General features: G+C 38.0%; 17 protein-coding genes. 7 read left to right on the top strand and 10 right to left on the bottom strand.

Annotation, left to right across the window (positions count from 1 at the left end; translation table 11 throughout):
* Positions 1-110: 110 nt before the first annotated feature.
* Both pheS and ACFSR3_RS02000 read right to left on the bottom strand, forming a co-directional pair.
* Positions 111-1,130 carry a phenylalanine--tRNA ligase subunit alpha gene (pheS, locus tag ACFSR3_RS02005; RefSeq protein ID WP_379819529.1) on the bottom strand — a complete coding sequence of 340 codons (1,020 nt, stop codon included), beginning with the start codon at positions 1,128-1,130 and terminating at the stop codon, positions 111-113.
* A 1,883-nt stretch (positions 1,131-3,013) separates the two neighbouring features.
* Positions 3,014-3,370 carry a hypothetical protein gene (locus ACFSR3_RS02000; protein WP_114757701.1) on the bottom strand — a complete coding sequence of 119 codons (357 nt, stop codon included), beginning with the start codon at positions 3,368-3,370 and terminating at the stop codon, positions 3,014-3,016.
* 89 nt (positions 3,371-3,459) lie between these two features.
* Here ACFSR3_RS02000 and ACFSR3_RS01995 point away from each other — a divergent pair, with 89 nt between their 5' ends.
* Positions 3,460-3,963, top strand: coding sequence for a CvpA family protein (locus ACFSR3_RS01995; protein WP_379819488.1), 504 nt, complete (start codon positions 3,460-3,462; stop codon positions 3,961-3,963).
* A gap of 99 nt (positions 3,964-4,062) precedes the next feature.
* On the opposite strand, the gene ACFSR3_RS01990 is transcribed toward ACFSR3_RS01995, so the two are convergent.
* Positions 4,063-4,959: a DMT family transporter gene (locus tag ACFSR3_RS01990; RefSeq protein WP_379819487.1), complete on the bottom strand. Its 897-nt coding sequence runs from the start codon at positions 4,957-4,959 to the stop codon at positions 4,063-4,065.
* On the bottom strand, positions 4,959-5,309 hold the full coding sequence (locus ACFSR3_RS01985; RefSeq protein ID WP_379819486.1) for an arsenate reductase family protein: 351 nt from the start codon (positions 5,307-5,309) through the stop codon (positions 4,959-4,961). Before ACFSR3_RS01985 ends, ACFSR3_RS01990 begins: the two co-directional genes overlap by 1 nt.
* Positions 5,310-5,395: 86 nt before the next feature.
* Here ACFSR3_RS01985 and ACFSR3_RS01980 point away from each other — a divergent pair, with 86 nt between their 5' ends.
* Both ACFSR3_RS01980 and ACFSR3_RS01975 read left to right on the top strand, forming a co-directional pair.
* Complete coding sequence (locus tag ACFSR3_RS01980) at positions 5,396-5,851, top strand: DinB family protein (RefSeq protein ID WP_379819485.1); 456 nt, start codon at positions 5,396-5,398, stop codon at positions 5,849-5,851.
* A gap of 127 nt (positions 5,852-5,978) precedes the next feature.
* A complete protein-coding gene (locus ACFSR3_RS01975; RefSeq protein WP_379819484.1) occupies positions 5,979-6,755 on the top strand; it encodes a Bax inhibitor-1/YccA family protein in 777 nt (258 codons plus the stop codon).
* Between the two features lie 135 nt (positions 6,756-6,890).
* Here the strand turns inward: ACFSR3_RS01975 and ACFSR3_RS01970 are convergent, their stop codons facing one another.
* Positions 6,891-7,697, bottom strand: a complete 807-nt coding sequence (locus ACFSR3_RS01970) for a DUF3298 and DUF4163 domain-containing protein (RefSeq protein WP_379819483.1) — start codon at positions 7,695-7,697, stop codon at positions 6,891-6,893.
* Positions 7,698-7,800: 103 nt separating this feature from the next.
* Here ACFSR3_RS01970 and ACFSR3_RS01965 point away from each other — a divergent pair, with 103 nt between their 5' ends.
* Together ACFSR3_RS01965 and gdhA are read left to right on the top strand one after the other, a co-directional pair.
* A complete protein-coding gene (locus ACFSR3_RS01965) occupies positions 7,801-8,946 on the top strand; it encodes a cystathionine gamma-synthase (RefSeq protein WP_379819482.1) in 1,146 nt (381 codons plus the stop codon).
* Positions 8,947-9,239: 293 nt separating this feature from the next.
* Entirely contained in the window at positions 9,240-10,580 is a 1,341-nt protein-coding gene (gene gdhA, locus ACFSR3_RS01960) for an NADP-specific glutamate dehydrogenase (RefSeq protein WP_379819481.1), read from the top strand.
* A 53-nt stretch (positions 10,581-10,633) separates the two neighbouring features.
* On the opposite strand, the gene ACFSR3_RS01955 is transcribed toward gdhA, so the two are convergent.
* The gene (locus ACFSR3_RS01955) at positions 10,634-11,215 is read right to left on the bottom strand and encodes a DUF6705 family protein (protein ID WP_379819480.1); all 582 of its coding nucleotides are present in this window, start codon (positions 11,213-11,215) and stop codon (positions 10,634-10,636) included.
* Positions 11,216-11,250: 35 nt separating this feature from the next.
* Complete coding sequence (locus ACFSR3_RS01950; protein ID WP_379819479.1) at positions 11,251-11,850, bottom strand: DUF6705 family protein; 600 nt, start codon at positions 11,848-11,850, stop codon at positions 11,251-11,253.
* Positions 11,851-11,976: 126 nt separating this feature from the next.
* Between ACFSR3_RS01950 and porZ the strand changes: the two genes are divergently transcribed.
* Together porZ and recO are read left to right on the top strand one after the other, a co-directional pair.
* Positions 11,977-14,265: a type IX secretion system anionic LPS delivery protein PorZ gene (gene porZ, locus ACFSR3_RS01945; RefSeq protein WP_379819478.1), complete on the top strand. Its 2,289-nt coding sequence runs from the start codon at positions 11,977-11,979 to the stop codon at positions 14,263-14,265.
* A 24-nt stretch (positions 14,266-14,289) separates the two neighbouring features.
* On the top strand, positions 14,290-15,003 hold the full coding sequence (recO, locus tag ACFSR3_RS01940) for a DNA repair protein RecO (protein ID WP_379819477.1): 714 nt from the start codon (positions 14,290-14,292) through the stop codon (positions 15,001-15,003).
* A gap of 20 nt (positions 15,004-15,023) precedes the next feature.
* On the opposite strand, the gene ACFSR3_RS01935 is transcribed toward recO, so the two are convergent.
* From ACFSR3_RS01935 to ACFSR3_RS01925, 3 genes are all read right to left on the bottom strand, one after another.
* A complete protein-coding gene (locus ACFSR3_RS01935) occupies positions 15,024-15,554 on the bottom strand; it encodes a M15 family metallopeptidase (RefSeq protein ID WP_379819476.1) in 531 nt (176 codons plus the stop codon).
* The gene (locus ACFSR3_RS01930) at positions 15,535-15,981 is read right to left on the bottom strand and encodes a phage holin family protein (RefSeq protein WP_379819475.1); all 447 of its coding nucleotides are present in this window, start codon (positions 15,979-15,981) and stop codon (positions 15,535-15,537) included. The genes ACFSR3_RS01935 and ACFSR3_RS01930 overlap by 20 nt, the downstream gene beginning before the upstream one ends.
* Positions 15,982-16,054: 73 nt before the next feature.
* Positions 16,055-19,078 carry a hypothetical protein gene (locus ACFSR3_RS01925; protein ID WP_379819474.1) on the bottom strand — a complete coding sequence of 1,008 codons (3,024 nt, stop codon included), beginning with the start codon at positions 19,076-19,078 and terminating at the stop codon, positions 16,055-16,057.
* Between the last annotated feature and the right edge of the window lies 1 nt (position 19,079).

Below are 19,079 nucleotides of genomic sequence, written 5' to 3'. Positions count from 1 at the left end.
TGCGAGGAGGTATGACGAAGCAATCTAAAAGATTGCCGCGCTCCATTGCATTCCGCTCGCAATGACTGAACATACTCAAATAAAAAACCCACCATACGGTGGGTTCTGTATTATATGCTTGATTTGAATTGTTCCAGAAAACGAACATCATTTTCATAGAACATTCTTATATCGCCTATCTGGTATTGTAGCATCGCAATACGCTCTACGCCCATACCAAAGGCAAATCCGTTATATTTTGTAGCGTCAATACCGCAGTTGGTTAAAACCGCAGGGTCTACCATACCGCATCCGCCAATCTCAAGCCATCCTGTTCCCTTAGTGATTCTGTAATCAGTCTCAGTCTTAAGGCCCCAGTAAATGTCAATCTCAGCACTTGGCTCTGTGAACGGGAAGTACGACGGGCGAAGACGAATCTTGCTCTTGCCGAACATTTCTTTGGTAAAGTATAAAAGCGTTTGCTTAAGATCGGCAAACGAAACATCTTTGTCTATGTAAAGTCCTTCTATCTGGTGGAAGATACAGTGCGAACGCGATGATATAGCCTCATTTCTGAATACCCTTCCCGGAGAAATGGTACGGATAGGCGGTTTGTTCTCTTCCATATAGCGTACCTGTACCGATGACGTATGCGTTCTAAGCAATACATCCGGGTTTGTCTGGATAAAAAAGGTATCCTGCATATCGCGTGCCGGATGGTATTCCGGCAGGTTAAGTGCTGTAAAGTTATGCCAGTCATCTTCAATTTCCGGGCCTTCACTTACGTTAAAGCCTATATTAGAGAAGATATCGATAATCTGGTTCTTAACGATAGATATAGGGTGGCGCGAACCTACGGCAAACGGCTCTCCGGGACGGGTAAGGTCACCATAAATGCCTTTAGCTTCTTCTTTGCTTTCAAGTGCTTCCTGAATGGTAGCTACTTTATCTTCAGCAGTCTTTTTCAGTGTGTTAACCACCTGTCCGAATTCTTTTTTCTGCTCATTAGGAACAGCTTTAAATTCAGCGAAAAAATCATTTAGAAGGCCTTTTTTACCAAGAAACTTAATCCTGAATGCTTCCAGCTCTTCTTTATTTTGAGTAGTAAATGCTTCTGCTTCTGCAATATATCCTTTAATCTTATCTATCATCGTTCTTTTGTAAAGTGCGGCAAATTTAGTCATTTTTAATTTGTTATGCCATCATAGCGTTGCTATAATTTTTTACGATTAAAGCACGCAACTTGGGTTTTATACTTTCATCATAAAAAAATCAGTCCATAAATTAAATATTGGCAACAAATTTGCGTTAGTATAAGTAAGAGCTGCAGTTTACCGTTGTGAGGAAAACAGTACACTCCCGTTCTTATACTAAACAACCGGTGCCATTAATGTTTAGACCATGGCGCCAAATACGGAAACCCTGTGCTTACCCTTATTCGCACAGGGTTTTTAATTTCCTTTTGTCGATTAAAAGTTGCTTTTTACAGACACATTTGCAGTCTTTTTTTTAAAACAGATATAGTATGTTATCTTCATAACTGTGTTTGTAATGGGTTATGTTTGTTTAAAGAAAAAAAGTCCTGCACCGCCCCCACGGTCAGGCTTGTTTTGTGATCTTCACAAAACAATAACCCTAAAAGTTTCAACCAGAAACATTATTAACCGACACATTTTCATCCTTTACCTCATAAAATTTTTTAATAGTAAAACCTGTCGTACGTTTGTCTCAGATTTAGATTGGTTGATTGGTTTACGCATTGCTGTTCCCCCGCAGCAGGCACAAATTTTACAAAACAGCTATTTGCCCCCACAAATAAGCTATTATAAAAAATCCTGAGCTGGTTACTCAGGATTTTTTATTTATTGATGTCAAACTTCGTTCATTTGTTGAGTTAACCGACACATTTTTACCCTTTACCTCATAAAATTTTTTAATAGTAAAACCCGCCGTACGTTTGTTATGGATTTAAGATTGGTTGATTGGTTTATGGCCTGCCGTTAGCGCGGCAGGTTTATTTTTACAAAGCGCTATTTGCCCCCACAAATAAGCTATTATAAAAAATCCTGAGCTGGTTACTCAGGATTTTTTATTTATTGATTGTCAAACTTCACTCATTTGTTGAGTTAACCGACACATTTTTACCCTTCGCCTCATAAAATTTTTTGATATCAAAACCCGTCGTACGTTTGTTATGGATTTAAGATTGGTTGATTGGTTTATGACCTGCCGTTAGCGCGGCAGGTTTATTTTTACAAAACAGCTTTTTTGCCCCCACGTGAAGCTATTACATAAAAAAAGCCTGAGTACATACTCAGGCTTTTTTTATTACCTGAAAATACGTACAAAACCTTGATATTTCTACGGTTAACCTACATTTTTGACTGTTTTACCGCATAAAATTTTTTAGCAATTATATCGCTTGTATGTTTGCTTTAAATCCTGTGATAGTTAAGATATACCGATCCCCCACGGTAGTTATTTTGTTAAGGCTATTTTCAGGTACTTGCTAAACACAATTCGTAAACCTGAGGAACCACCCTCAGGTTTTTTTTGATAAAAAAAGTGTTATTTTACTATGTCATTCGTCGATATATGGTTCATTTACCGATGAAACGATAATCTTAACCTCAAAAATTTTTATTCTATCAATTCCCGCCGTAAGTTTGGTACAGATTAAGCCTTTAGAGGTTTGATTAATTGGTTGGTTGGGAAAATCCTGCTTCGGCAGGTGTCCGGTAGGGATGCCGGATTTTACAAAAGAAAAACCGGTGGGCTTACTGCACCGGTTTTTTAATGCCTTTTAGTCAAAAAAAAGCAGTTTACCTGCATAATGCCTGCCTTTACCTCATTAATTATGCAGGCATATTTATTTCCGGTAGCTTTATCATGGTTTAAGTTTAAGTATAGGGATTTACGTCCCTATTTAAGTCCTGTGTAAAAACGGGCACGCATATTTTTGCCCCCACAAATATGTAGTTTTTTCCAACGAAAAGCCCCCGCTATTGCGGGGGCTTTTTAGTTTCTCGGGCATTTATGCTATAAGCCCTTTTTCCAGGAAATAGTCTACTATCGCACCTTTCATAAGTATGCTTTGCTCTCCGGCTTTTAGCGAAGGCAATTCTTCCTTAACCGTATAATGGGGCCAGCCGTCTTCATCAAAAAAGGCAAATTCGTAATAGCCAAAAGGCTCCAGCAAACGGCAAATAGCAATATGCATAAGGTTTACCTTTTCGTCTTTTTTAAATTTTCGGTTAAACTGACCCAATTCCTGAACACCAATAAGGTAAATTATGGCATCAAGGTCAAGGGTATCGCCATCGGCAAATCGGTCGGATAATATAGTGACAAGCTGTTCCCAGCGCTGTTTTAGTTGTTCGTCTCTTGACATTATAGTGTTTTAAAGCCGCAAAGATAGTGACTTGAAATTTAATCAGCATCTGCCTTTTGTTTCTGTGTAGCAGGGCTTACCTTTGCCTTATGACTTTTTTAGATATTATACTGTTCTGTTTTTTGGTTTGGGGTGTTATCAGCGGGCTTCGCAAAGGCCTGTTTGTTGAGTTGGCATCATTGGTTTCACTGCTTTTAGGGATTTATGTTGCCATTAAATTCTCGGGTGCTGTGGGGCACTATCTCGATGGCAGCCTTCCTGAAGATCCTAAAACAGCAGCTATTACGGCATTCATCATAACATTTATTGCTGTGGTTGTGGGTATCACATTACTGGCAAAAGTGCTTACCAAAATTGCCGATTTCTCCGGACTTGGCCTTATGAACCGTATACTTGGAGCATTCTTTGGTTTGTTGCGAATGATATTGGTATTGAGTGTGGTGCTTACATTGTTTGTAAAGATCAACTTTAATAATACGTTCGCTTCACAGGAAACGCTGGATAAGTCGATGTTCTTTAATCCTATACTTAAGGTTTCCAATATGATTTTTCCAACACTGAAAGAGTGGTTTGTGGAAGCAGGTAAACAATAGTCTTCAGTCGCAGTCACAGTTTTCAGTCCTTACTGTGTCATTGCGAGCGAAGAGTAACAGAGCGTGGCAATCTCTTATTATAATAAAACTTAAAACTGTTTACTGCGACTGCTTACCGGATTTCGTCATGGTAACCAGGTACACTCCCACGAATATCAGTAGTGCTGAAAGCAGTTTTACGATACTAAGCTCATCTTTACCTAATCCTATGGCGAATACGGTTGCAAAAAACGGCTGCAGGTAAATAAATACCGCAACGGTGGTAGGCTTTAACTCTTTCATGGAAAGTAGGTTGAGCAGATACGTCAGGAAAGTAGAAAAAATCACTACGAATGCTACTTTAATGCCTATATCAAATGGTAATCCGGGAAGGTTTACCTCAGCCAGTTGCTGATAACCAAATGGGAGTACCATAAAGAATCCAAAGAGGTATATCCATTTTACAAAAGCAAAGGGATCGTATTTGTCCATTAGTTTCTTCACAATAATGAGGTACAAGCCATATGATATAGCATTGACGAATACCAGAAAATTACCCCAAAGGGCATTATCGGCTTTGCCAACAGACTTTCCGTAAAGGATGAGCAGTACGGTTCCGCCCAGTCCAAGAAAAATACCCAGCGCTTTTTTGCCCAGTATCTTTTCTTTCATGATAATAGCCGAGAGTACCAATACTATCATTGGGGTAGTAACCATCAATACCGATGCCATAATAGGCGAGGTAAGGCTTAGTCCCTGAAAGAAGGTAAGCATATTAAAGGCTACCCCAAAGAAGGCCGCAGCAACAATGCGCGGGAAATCTTTAAGGTCTATTTTTTCTTTGCCAAGAAACAGCGAGCATAACCAAAACAGCACTGCCGAACCGCCAACACGCAACACAATGAAACCAAAGGGTTTTACATAGGCAGGCATAACATCTTTAGCAATGGTAAAAGTAACTCCGTAAATGACAGATACTACCGTAGCAGCTACCAGGGCGAGGTTGCGTTTGCCCATTAGCTCAGGTGTGCTATGGCTTCTGCGACAACGGCTTTGCTGTTGCCTACAAATATTTTATCGCCATCTACAATTACAGGGCGGCTCAAAAAAGTATAATGTTCCAGTATGTATGTTTTGTAATCGGCTTCGTTAAGCGTCATGTCTTTCATGCCACGCTCTTTGTAAAGCGTTGCCTTACGGCTAAAGAGTGCCTCATAACTGCCGGCAAGGCGATGCATTTCTTCCAGCTCTTTTACGGTAATAGGCTCCGTTTTTATTTCGCGAAGCGTAAAGCCCTCAATGTTTGGAAGTGATTTTATGATCTTTCTGCAGGTATCGCAGGTTTTAAGGTAAAATATTGCTTTCATACTGCAAATGTAAAATTTCAGGTTGGTATATTTTCACCGTTCTCATTTCTTTCCATAAATTCGTATCCCAATAAACAACAAACATAATGGAAGCAGAATTTAAAATTACACGCACCAGCAGAGAGATTTACGCACGACTGCTGGATAACTATACCCTTGAGCAGCTTAATAAAATTCCTGACGGATGGAACAATAACCTAATGTGGCACATAGGACATATTATGGTTTCGCAGCAAATACTGACGTATAAGGGAGCGGGACTGTCTACTACACTAAGCGATGAGCTTGTGGCTATGTACATGCGTGGCACAAAACCGGAACGCGATGTAACACAGGCGGAGGTTGATGAAATGAAAGCACTACTGTTCTCTACCATACAAAAAACGGAGGAAGATTACCGAAACGGAATCTTTACCACATATAACGCAAGAAAGAGTGAACTTGGTTTTGGCCTTGATACTATTGAAGACGCTATAGCTTTTAACAACTACCACGAAGGAATTCACCTGGGAATGATACTCAGGCTGAAAAAACTGGTATAAGTGGTTATTAGTTGCCGGTTGTCAGATAGTTTTCTGGCACAGATTATGATTGATATTTCCGGCAACCAACAACTGACAACCGACAACAATTTTTTTTATATATTTGGACTACAAAACAAAAAACACAATGGAATTCAAATCGAAAAATCCTTTTTTAAGTAATAAGTCATTTGCAAAGGCAGACACTATTTATGATGCTGAAGGCAATGTACTTATTGATTACAATAACACCATGACGGTAAACGGAGCGGTAAACAAGAGTTTTATCCTTTTACTGTTGCTGCTAACTGGTGCATTCACAGTATGGTATATGGCGGTTAATGGGTTTAATATACTTCCGTCAACAATAGGAGGCGCAATACTTGCCTTTATCTCGGTGCTTGTAGCAAGCTTTAAACCGGCTACATCACGTTATCTTGCACCGGCTTATGCTTTATTTGAAGGTTTATTTATTGGGGGACTTACGCTTATTATCGATGCCATGTATCCTGGTCAGGGAATTGCTATGAAAGCAGTTACTGCGACATTTGTAACGTTTATAGTATGTTTCGGTTTATATAGATTCCGTATTGTTAAAGTAACTGAGCAGTTTAAATCTATTGTAATTGCTGCTACGCTGGCAATTGCTACCTATTACCTGATTTCGTGGATAATGAGTTTCTTTGGTTTTATGCCAATCCACTCAATCCAGAATAACTCTCTTATGAGTATCGGTATTAGTGTATTTGTAATTATTATTGCTGCACTTAACCTTTTCCTTGATTTTGATCTTATCGAGAAAAGCGCACAACAGCGTCTGCCAAAATACATGGAGTGGTTTGGAGCTATGGGGCTTATGGTTACTCTTGTATGGTTATATGTTGAGTTCTTAAGACTATTCGCTAAACTATCAAGCAGAGACTAATTTTCAATAAACAAAGAAGCCAGCTGAAAAGCTGGCTTCTTTGTTTATTGAAAATATTGATTCGGTTATTTGTTGATTTGTTGATTCGTTCCGTACGGTATCAAATAACCAAATAACCGAATCGACACATCAACTTTATTTCACTTTTAAATAAGCATCGGCTTCGCTGTATGGAATAAGAATTTCTTTAGCACCATCGGCAAAAGAACCTACTTCATAAGGATTGTAAAACAGTTGCAGTCCTTCTTTGGTAAAGAAGATATTTTGCGGTAAGATAAATTTATCATTCTCAAACATCAGTCCTGTGATATTGATAGACTTTCCGGCAGGGATTTTATACTTGGCACGGAATTTCTTTTCGGCAAATGCCGTAAAAGCCTTTTTGTCTTTAAAGATATTGTCGTAGGTAAGGCTGCGGCCTGTTTTGGCATTAAATATAAGCGAGCGGTTACCTTCGTAACCATGAGCGCCACCGGTAAACATATAGCTGTTTACTTTTATATTGATAATGCTATCGCTTTGATAATCTACAGTAGCTTTTACTTTAGATTCCCACGGAAAACTTTCAGAGAAATCTTTACGGAGTTCTTCATACGAAGCAATAAAAGAATCCATCAGTTCCTGATAGCTCTTGGCTTTGGTAGGTTTTTCGCCAAAGTAAACAATGCTTCGGGCAACATGAAACAGCTTGTTATTGATGCTGTCGCTTACTACCTGTATGCCTGATGCCTCAGGTACACTAATGCGCACATAAGTACACAGTGTGTCGCGGCAGCCAAGTTTAGATTCTTTACTGTATTTTTTTGGAGCAAAGGCAATAGCATCTTTTGTTGCTGATGCTGAATCGACAACTGTAATGTTAGTTTCTTCGGTTTTTTCGGTTTCTTTTTTACAGGCTGTAAACAGCAGTAAAGCAAGGGCAATAATGGTGATTTGTTTCATGGCTTAGAGTGTTATAGTTGCGCAAAACACGGTTTGCGAATGGGCAGGAATAACAAATTAGAGTAAATTTGCTCAAAATTATTGACAACAAACACACGATTATATGAAATTTAACACTAAAGCCATCCACGGAGGGCAGCACCATGAAGAGCATACAGGGGCAGTAATGCCGCCTGTTTTCCAGACTTCTACTTTTGCACAAAAGAGTCCGGGAGTACTGATTAACGGTTATGAGTACAGCCGAGGTGCCAACCCTACACGTACAGCATTAGAGAATGCCCTGGCTAGCATAGAAAATGGAGCACGCGGTCTTGCTTTTTCTTCAGGACTTGCGGCTACAGATTGTGTAATGAAATTGCTTAAACCAAACGATGAGGTTATAGCGATGGATGACCTTTACGGAGGTACATACCGTATGTTTACCCGCATTTATCAGGATATGGGAATTAAGTTCCACTTTGTGGATATGAATGACCTTGATAAATTTCAGTCGCTTATCAACGAAAACACTAAGCTGGTTTGGGTTGAAACACCTACAAACCCATTAATGAAAGTGGTTGATATTGCTGCTATTGCTAAGATCACTAAGGCTAAAAACATACTTTTTGCCGTAGATAATACTTTTGCAACGCCATACCTTCAGCGCCCTATCGATTTGGGTGCTGACATTGTAATGCACTCCGCTACCAAATACCTTGGCGGGCACAGCGATGTTATTGCAGGTGCACTTATTATTAAAGATGCCGAGCTGGGCGACAAAATGCACTTCCTTCAGTTTGCTACAGGGGCAACCCTTGGTCCACAGGATTCGTACCTGGTACTGAGAGGTATAAAAACGCTTCACCTGAGGGTACAGTGCCATAGCGAAAACGGACAAAAAGTTGCCGAATATCTTGCAAAACACCCTAAAGTAGCAAAAGTGTACTATCCGGGTCTTGAGAACCACCCTAACCATGATATTGCTAAAAAGCAAATGAACGGTCAGTTTGGCGGAATGGTATCATTTACGTTTAAAAGCGGAGCTAAGGCTGATGCCATAAAATTCCTGGAAGACCTGAAAGTGTTTACGCTGGCAGAGTCATTGGGAGGTGTTGAGTCTTTGGCTAACCACCCGGCATTGATGACGCACGCTTCAATACCTGAACCGAAACGTAAAGAGATAGGCATAACCGACGATCTTGTTCGCCTTAGTGTAGGTATTGAAGATGCCGATGACCTGATAAACGATATTGAGCAGGCATTTAGCTAGTAATCAGTATTCAGTGGCAGTTTGCAGTAGCTGCCAGTACCTAAATAATTAATATTTATTTATCAACGCGGATAACGCTTATTTGGAGATTTTTTTGCAGATTTACATAGTAGCACTGTAAGATTTCCAAGGGTGTTATCCGCATTTTTGTTATGCTGTTGCTGTTTAACTATCACAAAAGCATTTTGCGATGTGTTAAAAAAACACAGGGTGTAAAAAAGGTCGTTTGAATAAAAATGTATATTTGCCGAAATTTACGAAAACGTTTTCTTAAACACTAAAACCTTCATTATATGAGTAGTAGCTTACAGTCTTTTATGGATATGGTTTCTAAAAGAAACCCGAATGAGCCGGAGTTTTTACAGGCAGTGCACGAAGTAGCAGAGACCGTACTTCCATTTATCGACAATAACCCAAAGTATCAGGGCAAGATGCTTTTAGAAAGGATGGTAGAGGCCGAGAGGGTTGTTATGTTCCGCGTTACATGGCAGGATGATAAAGGTAATACCCAGGTAAACAGAGGTTACAGGATACAGATGAATTCGGCTATTGGTCCATACAAAGGAGGACTTCGTTTTCACCCTTCGGTAAACTTAAGCATCCTTAAATTCCTTGCTTTTGAGCAAACGTTCAAAAACAGCCTTACTACATTGCCAATGGGTGGTGGTAAAGGAGGGTCGGACTTTGATCCTAAAGGAAAGTCAGATAATGAAATCATGCGTTTTTGCCAGAGCTTCATGACTGAGCTTTGCAAGCACATAGGGGCTGATACCGACGTTCCTGCGGGAGATATAGGTGTTGGTGGCCGTGAAGTAGGCTTTTTATTTGGCCAGTATAAAAGAATAAGAAACGAATTTACAGGAGTACTTACAGGAAAAGGAATTTCTTTTGGGGGTTCGCTTATTCGTCCTGAAGCTACAGGTTACGGCTGTGTGTATTTTGCAGAAAGTATGCTAAAAACCAAAGGACAAAGCTTTGAAGGTAAGACTGTAGTAGTGTCAGGTTCTGGAAACGTGGCGCAGTATGCTGCCGAAAAAGCAATGCAACTGGGCGGTAAAGTGGTTACGTTCTCAGACTCAGCAGGTTATATCTATGATGCAGAGGGTATCAACGAAGAGAAGCTTGCTTTTGTAATGGAGCTTAAAAATGAAAAATACGGAAGGATAAGCGAGTATGTAAAGCAATATCCTAATGCTAAATATGTAGATGGCGGTAAACCATGGGAAGTAAAATGTGATATCGCATTGCCATGTGCTACGCAAAACGAGCTTAACGGCGAAGAGGCTAAACAGCTTTTGGCAGGCGGTTGTGTTTGTGTTGCTGAAGGAGCTAACATGCCAAGCACGCCTGAGGCTGTTATCGCTTTCCAGGAGGCGAAAATATTGTTCGCACCGGGTAAGGCGTCAAATGCCGGTGGTGTGGCAACATCGGGTCTTGAAATGTCTCAAAACTCACTTCGTCTTAGCTGGACAAGAGAAGAGGTAGACGAAAGGCTTAAAGATATTATGGAGGCTATCCACACAGCATGTCTTGCCTACGGAACAGAAGGCAGCTATGTTGACTATGTAAAAGGCGCTAACATTGCCGGTTTTGTAAAAGTAGCCGATGCTATGCTTGCTCAGGGAGTGGTATAAGTACCATACCGATATAAAAAACGAAAGCCCCGCCGTTAAGGTGGGGCTTTTTATTACTGTTTTATGAGGGTGTAGTTTACTTTAGGCACTCTAATATCAGTTGGCGAATTTTCATCAATAACTGCAGAAGAATCTCCAATCCATGTCAACTCAATTTTTTCAGGAGAGCTTCCTTGAGATGGTATGTATTTTAAAACTATAAATTGTTTTATATATCTTCTTTGCGGGTCGATAAATGTAAATTGAAGTCTTTTTAAGGAAGGGATACTATTATAGTCTTTTATTATTGTTCCAATGATATTGTTATTATAAGGTGATGTTGCTGTAATAAAATTAGAAAGAGTATTTATCTTTTCAAAACCATCAGTGCCTATATAACTATATTCGCCAATAAGAATGTCACTGTAATTTCCAGCCAGCGCGTCATAATACGATGAAAGTTTTTTTAATTCAATAGTAAATGATTCATTGCCATTGGTATAATTCCATGTTCCTACAAATTTTGGAAAGATATTTTCAGTGTCTTTATAGTAGGCACCAATTATGGAATTGTCTCCTTCGTGTATAGGGATTATAGGTGTTTGTGCATCACAACATAATGAAAAAAGGCCTATTATAAATAATATATGTTTCATATGGTTTAGCCCCGCCGTTGAGACAGGGCTTTTTGTTAGTTTATTTTCGTCATTTCAATACCTCCCGTAGGAATACTGAATAACGGTTGCCCATCCTGATAATATACTGGTGGGTTTTTTAGTGTATAAGTTCCCAAATTTAGATCAAATATAATTGTATTGGTGCTCTCAAACGGTATACTAATATCATACGTTCCTACAACATTACGGGTATGGTCTAAAAATCTTCCATGCAAAAAATTTGAATCGGCCTGTTTTATACCATAAGATGTTACATGATCAACGATAGGTTCACTTAAATTATTAAAAATAACACTACCATTTTTAATCAATTTATATCGTAGTACAACTTCGTCAGTATAATTATAGTGAGATACCTCTCCATTGTATTCAATCTTATTTAGAGCCTGGTCCAGTTTCTCAATCTTTAATTGGAATATGATTCCATTTTGATTGTACTCCCAAACACCCACATATTGATCTCTATAATTTGCAAGATCTTTTGCATAATTTCCGTTTTTAGGGTGTTCCATTGCATCTTCGGCATTAGCAAGAGATGATGTACTTAAAATGGGAAGTTCTTGCGCATTGCAACTCCAACAGATAAAACTAATTATGAAGAACAGGTATTTCATATAAATCTAAGGTAATAAAATTTTAAATTAATATTCTATAGGTCATTATTAGAGTTTTTAAGTCCTGTTTATACAAAAAACACAATAATGGCGTTTTAGCTTATATTTGTGCAAATAATTGCTTTAATGAAAAATCTTTTCTCACTATATTTTCTGTTGCTTTCAGCTTGTTTTTATGGCCAACAAAACCAGCCCTGGCGCAGCTTTTTTTCTTATAATGACGTTGTAGATGTTTCGCAGTCAGACACTAAAGTGTTTTCGGCGGCCAGCAGTGCCATGTTTGAAAAAAATACGGCTACCGGAGAGCTAAAAACAATAACCTCGGTAGACGGGCTTAAGGTAGAGACTATTACGGCAATTATGCACAGCACAGCTTATAAGCGAACGCTGGTGGGTAACAGCAACGGTTTGCTTAATGTAATAAACAGCGATGGCAGCATAATCAATAAGATTGATATTATTCAGGAAAATACGGTAACGCCTTCTAAAAAGAAAATCAACCATATTTATGAATATGATGGGAAGGCATACATAGCAACCGATTTTGGTATTGCGGTATTTAATCTGGCTACACTCGAATTTGGCGATACGTATTACCTTGGGCCTAATGGGAGTGAGGTGGCGGTATTACAATCGACGATATTTTCAGGATATATTTTTGCTGCCTCGTTAGAGGGCATACGTTTTGCACAGCTTTCAAATCCTAACCTTAATGATTTTAGCCAATGGTCAGAATATACAGGAGGTAGTTATACGGGTGTATTAAGTTTTGGAGGTAATTTGTTTGGAGCTAATACAACGGGTATGCTGGTAAAACTTGATAATGGAGAAGCGATTCCTTTTGCAACTTTTCCTTCACCCATTACCGATTTAAGAGAGGCTAACGGCTATATGGTTGTTACCTGCGCTAATCGGGTAAACGCCTACAACGAACAGCTGATTCAGGAAGCCCAGATTAATGTTATTACACTTCCCGAAGCCGAAAATGCAGTTTTTAGCTGTGCTACTGTTGTGGGTGGAAAAGTGTATATAGGTACTGTGGCTAATGGTATGTTCTCGGCGGGCTTTTCAAATTTTGTATTCAATAATATTACGCCAAATGGACCTCAACGAAGCAATATTGTAACAATAAAAAAAGCTCCGTCGGCACTTTGGGCTGTATATGGTGATTTTACCGCCACCTATAATCCATACTCTCCTTACCTTGATTACTTAGGGGTGAGTAAATTTACCGATGTTGGTTGGACTACTATACCTAATAATGAGGTGTTTACCACAGCTTGTATTGCAGATATTGCTATTAGTCCAACAAATGAGAACCTTGTTTATGTATCATCATACTTTAATGGACTTATAAAAATAGAAAATGATGTGCCGACAATACTTTACAATGATCAGAATACAAATAACAATCTTCAGAAGGCGTTATCTGATCGTAGCATTAGGATACACAGTCTTGCATTTGATAAGTCAGGAAGTTTATGGATGACCAATGTAGGTATTGACAAACCATTAAAACAGTTTAAAGTAAATGGTAATTCAGTGGCATGGTCATCTTATACAGTTGAAGGATTAATAACAGACCTTAGTCGAAATTACTATGGTAAAATGGCTATAGATAAAAATGGTACAAAATGGATACCTACAACTCAATATGGCGTATTAGCTTATAATGAAAGTATTAATAATAAAAGAATTATCATAACCGAAGGAGATAATGGTAATTTGCCTTCTTTTGAGGCAAAATGTGTTGCTATAGACAATAATAATCGTTTGTGGATAGGCACTACTAAAGGGTTGAGAGTATTGGCTGGTGTAGATCGCTTTATGAATCAGGATCAGCTTACGACGAATCCTATAATAATAATGGAAGACGGACTTGCTCAGGAGCTTATGTATGAGCAGCCAATTACTGATATTACGGTTGATGGGGCAAATAACAAATGGTTGGCTACCGGAGGTGCCGGTGTTTTTCTGGTTTCACCAGACGGTCAGGAAACATTGTTTCATTTTACGAAGGAAAATTCACCTTTGCCAAGCAACGTAATTAATGACGTAGAGATTGATCATGTTACCGGAGAAGTATTTTTTGCAACTGACATAGGAATGGTATCTTTCAGAGGAACATCTACCGAAGCTTCGGATGATTTGAGCAAAGTATATGTTTTTCCAAATCCTGTACGACCTGACTTCGATGGAGATGTAAATATTAGTGCCCTTACGGATAATGCAGTAGTTAAGATTACCGACATTGAAGGTAATCTTGTTTACGAAACTACATCAGAAGGAGGGACAGTACTTTGGGATACCCGTGCCTTTGGTAAATATAAAGTTGCTTCGGGCGTGTATATGATATTTATTTCTTCTGAAGATGGCACTCAAACAAAGGTAAAGAAAGTGATGATTATCAGATAATTGTTTTCTTTTTAATCTTTAAAAATGCTAGTAAAAACAAAAGCCATAGTACTTAGTGCATTGCGTTATCAGGAAAAAAGCCTGATAGTAAAATGCTTTACAGAGTCTGAAGGGCTTAAGTCTTATTATGTGCGAGATGCTTTTACATCAAAAAAAAGCAGCCAGAAAACAGTTTATTTCCGGCCGCTTACAATATTAGAAATAGAAGCCTCTCATAAAAACAAGGGTTCTCTTGAATATTTTAAGGAAGTAAAGCTGGCGTATCCTTACTATTCCATCTCTACAGATATTACAAAAACTACTATCGCTATTTTTATATCTGAAATATTGCATCACAGCATTAAGGAAGAAGAAAAAAACCAGAGTTTATATTCTTTTCTTGAAACAGCACTTTTGTGGCTGGATGGTCATGACGATGTTGCTAATTTTCATCTTATATTACTTATGGAAGTGACTAAATTTCTTGGCTTCTATCCTGATTCTTCAGATAATGAATATTCCTTTTTTGAAATGACAGAAGGAATTTATGTGCCTTATGCTTCAGTAAGTTGCCTTTCGGCGGAAGAAAGTGATTTGCTTAAAAGATTAATGACTTTAAAATTTGATAGCGGGATAAAAGCTTTTCATGTTAGTGAAAGACAGCAACTGCTCAAGATATTGCTGGATTATTATTCTTTTCATCTGGATGGCTTTAGGAGGCCTAAATCGCTGGACGTACTTAAAGAAGTTTTTAGTTAGTTTTCGAAATATTTATTTCTTTAAATATTGACCCATTTATAAATTTTTCCGTTTATTATTTCTTCGAAAGTATCTCCAGAGCTATATTTAGCTAATAATTGTTTAGGAGACAATCCAAAAGTTTTTTCAAAATGTGGATAATCGGGGAATGATTTCCAATTACCTCCCCAAGTCCACCCTGATTTTTTAAAGCAATCTACAACTTCTTGCCAATCGGCAGTTTTGTTATTGTCAATATCTGATTTCAGATCCCATGAAACAGTTTCAAAGGAACCATTATTATCTTTGTCGACCAGAATAACAATATCAAAAGCTAACCCATAATTATGTACTGATAGTCCTTCTTTTGCGTTTGTTACTATTTTTCCGGGTTTTGACCTTCCTATTGAATGTAAGTTTTTTTGTTCTTCTAAACTTCTAAATGTATGTGAGAAACGTAAGCAGAGACCTTTTTTTGTAAAAGTTTGATTTATTAAAATGTAAGAGTTTAATACTTCTGCTCTTATTTTTGGATGTAACAATTTTATTCTTTCAAGTGTTTTCAGGTCCATTTTTTAATGTTTTGTAAAACTTCCATATCTCATTAATTATAATTTTTGATTTTTGAATTATATCAAATCCCATACGCTTGATGTTTTCAAAAAAAACGGAATAAAGTTCTATTGTGACAAAAAAACCAATTACGTACGTGGTAAGCGTTAATTCTGTAGTTGATATATATCCGGAAGGAATTTTTTTAATTAAAAAGATTGTTTCAATTCCCCAGGCTCCTAAAATACCAAGACTGTAAGAAACAAACTTTATGGCGGTAAGTCTCAGTTTTGCAGATTTTATAATATTTTCATTGTGAGGTGGCAAATCTGCTTTTTTATTGTTTTCTATCCAACTAGCAATTAATCCAGTTATAAAATCTGTTATAAGACAAAAAAGCAAAAGTAGTATAGCCTGATGAGGAGTATTCAGTGTAGCATCATCCATTTGAATAGTAATAAATAAAAATTTTCAAAAATTGATTTTGTAATCTACTGCCAACTAAAGTTTATTAATAGCGTTACGGTGTATATTTTGAGAAGATCCAGAATTTATCTATTACACTTTTTATAATAACTGAATGAAGATAACCTAAAGAAATGGAAGTTTGACCATCAATTGTTAAAGGAGAATTAATTTTAGCGATATAGGAGCTATTGTCTATTCTTTTAATGTTGTATGTATATCGGTCAGCAAGATTCAATACATTGGGCAATGTGATAGTAACGTTATTGTTGATGGCATTTATATAAATTGTAATTACTCCTGTTTGACCAATATCATCAGCAGTATTTACGGTGTAATCTATTCCTTTGATGGTAACAAAATCTGAAAAGCGATGATAAATTAATTGTTTACGTGTAACAGGATTATACATATCTATAGCATCTGGGATTATTGGAGAGTCACTAAATGTCATAGTTCCGGATTTTGTTACATTTCCGGATTTTGGAATATAAATATTAGCAATGTCCTCAAGTTGTGCTTTATTTACAGCGCTTAAAGCTGTTGTGCCGGCAGGGATGGTTATTTCATTATTAAAGATAAACTTGGAGGCATTTAAGTATAACGGTTTGAATTCACTGGCTATCCTGTCATAATTCTGAAGATATATTCCTCCATCGGGGTAGCCCGGAACAGCGATTTCAAAGCTTTCATAATCGTTTCTGGAAACTACAAACTTGTGTAAAGGATTATTAGTACCTATACCCATAAACCCATTTGCTTTCAGGATGGCATGTGGTTTGTATCCGGAACCAAATTGTAGATCTCCATTTGCTGATATCCCAAAAGCTGAAGGGATTCCTCCTGTCATTGTATAGTCACTTTGTCCCAAGCTGCCAATAAGATTTCCGTCAACTTTAAATTTTGTGAGGTTAAAATTATTTCCATCAAATTCCACAACACCATTAACCCTTAAACTTGCAATGTCGGGATTCGTATCGGTATTTATAAGCAAAGGGCCATTTGCTTTCACACTTCCATTAATATCCAGTTTGTGTTCAGGCAGTTTTCCTACGCCTACTCTTCCGGTTGTGAATACAGTATCGTAGTTCGCTCTTGGAGTTATATCAAGATTACCATTGCCATTATATACTATTGAAGCATTATTGCCTGCATTCCCTAAATAATATCCTCTGTTGTTACCATCAATCGTAATACTGCCAGATTTTATCTCATCGCCATCTTTATGCAAAACATTTTGATCTAAAGGAATTTTTGACCACGAATTCCAACTCGTATCATATTTTGTTCTGGTAAATAAATTGCCTAAAATGTCAAATACTAACTGATTTGCATAATTAGGGTTGTTATTTGTGCTGAATTGTATTCCTTGTCCCCAAGGCCCATTTTCTGGGCTATTTGCCGCATTAACATAAGATTCTAATAATTTGAAACCAACAGGGGTGTTGAAATCATTTACATAGGTTCTCATCCAGTTGGAGGCAGTAGTTGATGTCTCTGCCGTTCCGCTGATACTTATGGGCCAGCTACCAGTAGCATTAGCACCATTTAGATTTACTTTATTGTCTAAAGCCGTTTGGGTTGCATTTGAGATAGGAAAAGATAAAGGGTTATAAACATACATATCAGTGACACTGGTTCCGCCCCACATCCATGTGGGTTGTACTCCGGCTCCTATACCATCAATCCAGTTAAAGTTCATATTGCCTGCATTGGTTGTTGATAGTTGTGATGCCAAAGCAGCTTTTCCGGTTATATTTATCGGCCAATTGCCCGTAGCATTAGATCCATCAGTCTTTGCTTTGGCATTTAGCGCCGTTTGTAAACCCTGAACATTATTGATAGTTATGGTAACTGAATCGGCTATATTTCCAGAACCATCCTTAAATTCTAAAACCTGAGGTGAGACAGCGTTAAAATCAACGGACTGCATCAGATTCGATACAAATGTGCTTACGGGGATTTCACTTAGTGCAATGCCTGCATCATTTCGTAGTTCGAGTTTTCCGGTAGTCTGGTTAAAAAAGAACGTTGTACCCTCATTATTAAGAAAACCCAGATTTACTGTTGCCAGCGTTGTACCCAAACTATTTTTTAAATACAATTCGGCAGCAGCCTGATTTATCGTCACCGTCAAGCCATTTACATTAGCAATTGTAGCATAAGGAGAAGTACCGTTACCATCATTTGTCAGTTGGGATACATTTGTGTTGCCTCCTTGGTCTAAAACATCTTCAAGAGTTGGAATATCAGTAATTCTGCTGTCGGTACTTGATACAAAATCGGCTATTGTAAATTGCGCCGTATAACCATTTCCGTACATTCCCGGAACACCTACAAACTGAACAAAATATAGCACTCCGTCTGTTTCATAGCTGAAATAATAGGTCTTAATACCTAATTCACCCTCATTACCTGATTCCGAAAAATCCCATGAATTGCTATTTGCGGCAGCAACATAATTCCCATCAGGTAATTCCCCAAGATTGTTGATAATGGCATTAGGTTCTGAAAGTAAATCTTCAACCAGGTAATTTTCAATGGTTATAAGTTCGAGCTGAAGCCAACTTATGTATGAACCATTCAGACCCCAATTACCTTTTCCGGGCTTAAACAGGTATTTGTATCGTTTAGAAACATAATTATAAGTTCCTGTAGATACTAAAAGCGCAGCGGTAACAATTACAGGACTTTGCTTTGCTGTAATTACTATTTGCATGGTATTTAGCTTATCAGCAATGGCAGAGGCTGCGTTGAAAAATACATTTTCGGCAGGGCCAATGTTTCCTACTGCTATAACCCTTACTACGTTATTCTGATCCATAACGGCACTGTCGCCGGTTGTCAGCCTGGAATAGCTTACTTCAAGGAGTGCCGACTGAAGTTCTGCAGCAGAAGTATATACCGAGCCGTCTACCGTAAATTCTGAGAAGCTCGCGAGCGGGACAAGTACATCTTCACGTTCATAGCAATTGTAAATTTCTACTTTGTTACCATGAACGGCCGAAACATAATTTTTGAAATACTGAACCCCATTAAGAGTAAAGTATTTGTCGTTTAGCGAATTGATAAAGTTCATG

The sequence above is a fragment of the Flavobacterium suzhouense genome, from assembly GCF_042684765.1.
In the GTDB taxonomy this organism is placed as follows: Bacteria; Bacteroidota; Bacteroidia; order Flavobacteriales; family Flavobacteriaceae; genus Flavobacterium; species Flavobacterium suzhouense.
The sequence above is the reverse complement of the archived record's forward strand: the minus strand, read 5'-3'. Positions and strand labels throughout refer to the sequence as shown.